This is a genomic window from Bifidobacterium aerophilum (assembly GCF_010667685.1).
In the GTDB taxonomy this organism is placed as follows: domain Bacteria; phylum Actinomycetota; class Actinomycetes; order Actinomycetales; family Bifidobacteriaceae; genus Bifidobacterium; species Bifidobacterium aerophilum.
The window spans coordinates 1-2,888 of sequence record NZ_WHZW01000044.1; the positions used below are offsets into that span (position 1 = coordinate 1).

Sequence of the window (2,888 nt, forward strand, 5' to 3'; positions counted from 1 at the left end):
ACGTTTTTCAAACAACACCACGCATGGTGCGAGCGTCAGCGTCGCCACTCAATCCATCAGTTAACTAAACACGGTGCATCCAAGTCGTTTCAGTCATCGAAACATCGCGAGGATCACCGGAGAATCACGCGACGACGATCGGGCTGTCCCGTCTATCGCCGTACCGGGCCGGTGCTGTCACGCACGATCAGTTCAGGCGGCACCAGCACCTTGCGGTTCGGGTCCGTCTCGTCGTTGGTCTCGAGGATCAGTTGGAACGCCTGGTCCGTCATATCGGCATACGGCAGACGCACCGTCGTCAACGGGGTCGATGCGTGCCACAGGTACTCGTTGTCATCGAAACCGACCACCGACAGGTCGCCAGGCACGGCGAATCCCATCTGATGCGCCGCATCGTAGATGCCTACCACCTGCGTATCGCAGGTCGCGAAAATCGCGGTCGGCGGCTCCGGCAACGACAGCAGCCGCAACGTCTCCAAACGGGCCAGCTCGCTCCACGAATCGGCCTGACAAACCAAGTCGGGATCCACGTCGATCGCGGCCTCGCGCATGGCCGCACGGCATCCGTCCGCACGAGCCTGGAAACAGGTCATGTCACGCGGGCCGGCCATGATGGCGATGCGTCGATGCCCCAATCCGACCAGATGACGGCCGACCTCCAGGCCGCCGGTCCAGTTGTCCAACCGGACTTCCAGTCCGGCAGACGCGGCGTTGCCCCGATAGTCGATGATCGCATAATCCGTGTGGATGCTGGCGAACAGTTCACGTTCCTGATCGGTGAGATCGACGGTGTTGGACACCACCGCCAACGGTTTCGCGCGGCGCAGGGACTGCATGTAGTCCGGCAGCAGGCCGCCGTGATCATCCCTGCGGGCCACAATCACCAGGTTCAGCCCGTTACGGTTCGCATACCGCATGGCGCCGCCGAACATCGCCGTCACCCACGGCTGATCCAACCGGTCGATCAGCAACGCGATGTTGCGCGACTTGATATGCTTGACCGGCTTCTTCGAATAGTTCAGCGACGACAACACCTGTTCGATGCGCGCACGAGTGGCGTCGGACACGCTGCCGTATCCGTTAATGACCTTCGACACCGTGGCGGGCGACGTGCCCGCCATCTTCGCGATCTCGGCGATCTTCGGACGGCGCGTATCCGTGCGTGCCGTGGTCTCGTCCATGTCGTCGCTCCTCTACGTGCCGGTCATGCCGGCACATCGCCATTCAGGAAATTTCCTCACCAGCATAGCGAGCGGGCCGAACCGACGCGCGACGACTGACGGCGTCAGCTAGCAGTTCCAGTGGTTGATCACGCGGTCGCCCTTGTACACCGACAGCACGGAGTAGTGCGCGGTGTCGAGCCGCAGCAGACGGGCGAAATGCGGGTCGACGCCGAGCCAGCGCGCTGTCAGGATGCGCAGCACATGCGCGTGCGCGACGAACAACACGTTGCGTCCCTCGGCGAGCAACGGCATCGCCGTATCGATGGCCGGCTGCACGCGGTCGTACACTTCGGCCAGCGTCTCGCCGGGACCGTTATGCACCGGCAACTGTTCGCCGGTCGGCAGCGTGGCGACCCAATCTCCTTCCATTGACGGGTCCAACGCTTCGGGTCCGTCGCTCCACATGTTCCACTCGCCGCCGTTCATCTGGGCGACGGTCTGCGGCGTACGGCCTTCCGCGCGACCGTAATCCCATTCGATGATCGACGGGAGCGTCTGCGGCTCGAAACCGGCCAGGTGCGCGGTCTGCTGGGCTCGCTTCAACGGGCTGGCGAAGATGCAATCCGGATCAAACCCCATCGGGAACGCCTCGCGCAGCCGTCGGCCTGCGTCACGTGCCTCGTCCTCGCCTTCGGCGGTCAGCGGCACGTTTGTACGGCCCGTCTGCTGCCCGGCCACGCTCCACGGGGTCTGCCCGTGGCGCAGCAGTACCAGTTGTCCTGTTACGGCGGCCTTGCCGTTCATCATTTCAGTCATACCGACTACTCTACTCAGCCCGCGGCCGTTCGCCGAGTCGCGGCCTCGCCAAATAATGGTGACCATGACCGAATTTCAGTCCGATTCGACCGCCGATCAGATCATCGCCGGTTTCGACAGGATCAACGACAAGGTGGATGCGATGCGCGCGCAACGACTCAATGACCCGGATTCCCTTGGAGACAAGCTGCTGAAGTTCGCGTTGCCGTCCGTCGCCGGTTTCGTCGCCGGCAAACTGTTCACGTTGCTGTGGAACCGTGGAACCTCGCGCGTCGCGGGACGCGGCAAGCTCGGTGACGGCGTGGTCGACGAGCAGGAGAGTTTCGTGATGAGCCTACTGTTTTCGGCACTGTCGGCCGCGATCGGTGCGGTCGTCTCGCAACTGTCCGACCGCGGATCGCAGGCGATCGTTGACCATCGTCACCGCAAGCAGGGGCGGTAGAAAACCGCCACTCCTATATTCGGGATTACCGTCTTCTGGGTTTGTAGCCTTTTTTGCGCGAATGCGGCTTGAGCTGCTGGTTCAGCGGCACCGCACGATAACTGGTTTTCGGATCGCGATGCGTCAGATGCCATGTGCCGCAGTATTCGCACCGATACACCCACAGTTCCGCACCGCGCTCGATCAGGCTCTGATCGGCGGCACGCTGCGCCTGCGCCTTGTCGTGATACATGATCTTGTTCGACTCGGTGCAACGTTTCGGGATGAAGTAGTGCATAGTACCAATGAGTGTAAGGGCTTCCCTTGTCATTGAATATCGGAAAGCAACTAACCCTAGATATGAGTTGAGGCCTTTCGGGAGCTGTGCTCGACCGAAAGGCCTCAACCTTCTAAGTTAAATTGCGGCGGTGTGCTACTCTCCCACACTCTGTCGGGTGCAGTACCATCGCCGTGCCAGGCCTTAGCTT

4 protein-coding genes are annotated in these 2,888 nt (G+C 61.8%); 1 reads left to right on the forward strand and 3 read right to left on the reverse strand.

Annotated elements, in window-relative coordinates; translation table 11 throughout:
- Positions 1 to 152 precede the first annotated feature (152 nt).
- Complete coding sequence (locus GFD25_RS11870; protein WP_163233093.1) at positions 153 to 1,181, reverse strand: LacI family DNA-binding transcriptional regulator; 1,029 nt, start codon at positions 1,179 to 1,181, stop codon at positions 153 to 155.
- 108 nt (positions 1,182 to 1,289) lie between these two features.
- A complete protein-coding gene (locus GFD25_RS11875) occupies positions 1,290 to 1,979 on the reverse strand; it encodes a histidine phosphatase family protein (RefSeq protein WP_163233095.1) in 690 nt (229 codons plus the stop codon).
- 64 nt (positions 1,980 to 2,043) lie between these two features.
- Here GFD25_RS11875 and GFD25_RS11880 point away from each other — a divergent pair, with 64 nt between their 5' ends.
- Positions 2,044 to 2,421 (forward strand): DUF4235 domain-containing protein, encoded by a 378-nt coding sequence (locus tag GFD25_RS11880; RefSeq protein ID WP_239512569.1) that lies wholly within the window; start codon positions 2,044 to 2,046, stop codon positions 2,419 to 2,421.
- 25 nt (positions 2,422 to 2,446) lie between these two features.
- Here GFD25_RS11880 and GFD25_RS11885 read toward each other — a convergent pair whose 3' ends face one another.
- Complete coding sequence (locus tag GFD25_RS11885) at positions 2,447 to 2,698, reverse strand: hypothetical protein (protein ID WP_163233099.1); 252 nt, start codon at positions 2,696 to 2,698, stop codon at positions 2,447 to 2,449.
- Positions 2,699 to 2,888 lie beyond the last annotated feature (190 nt).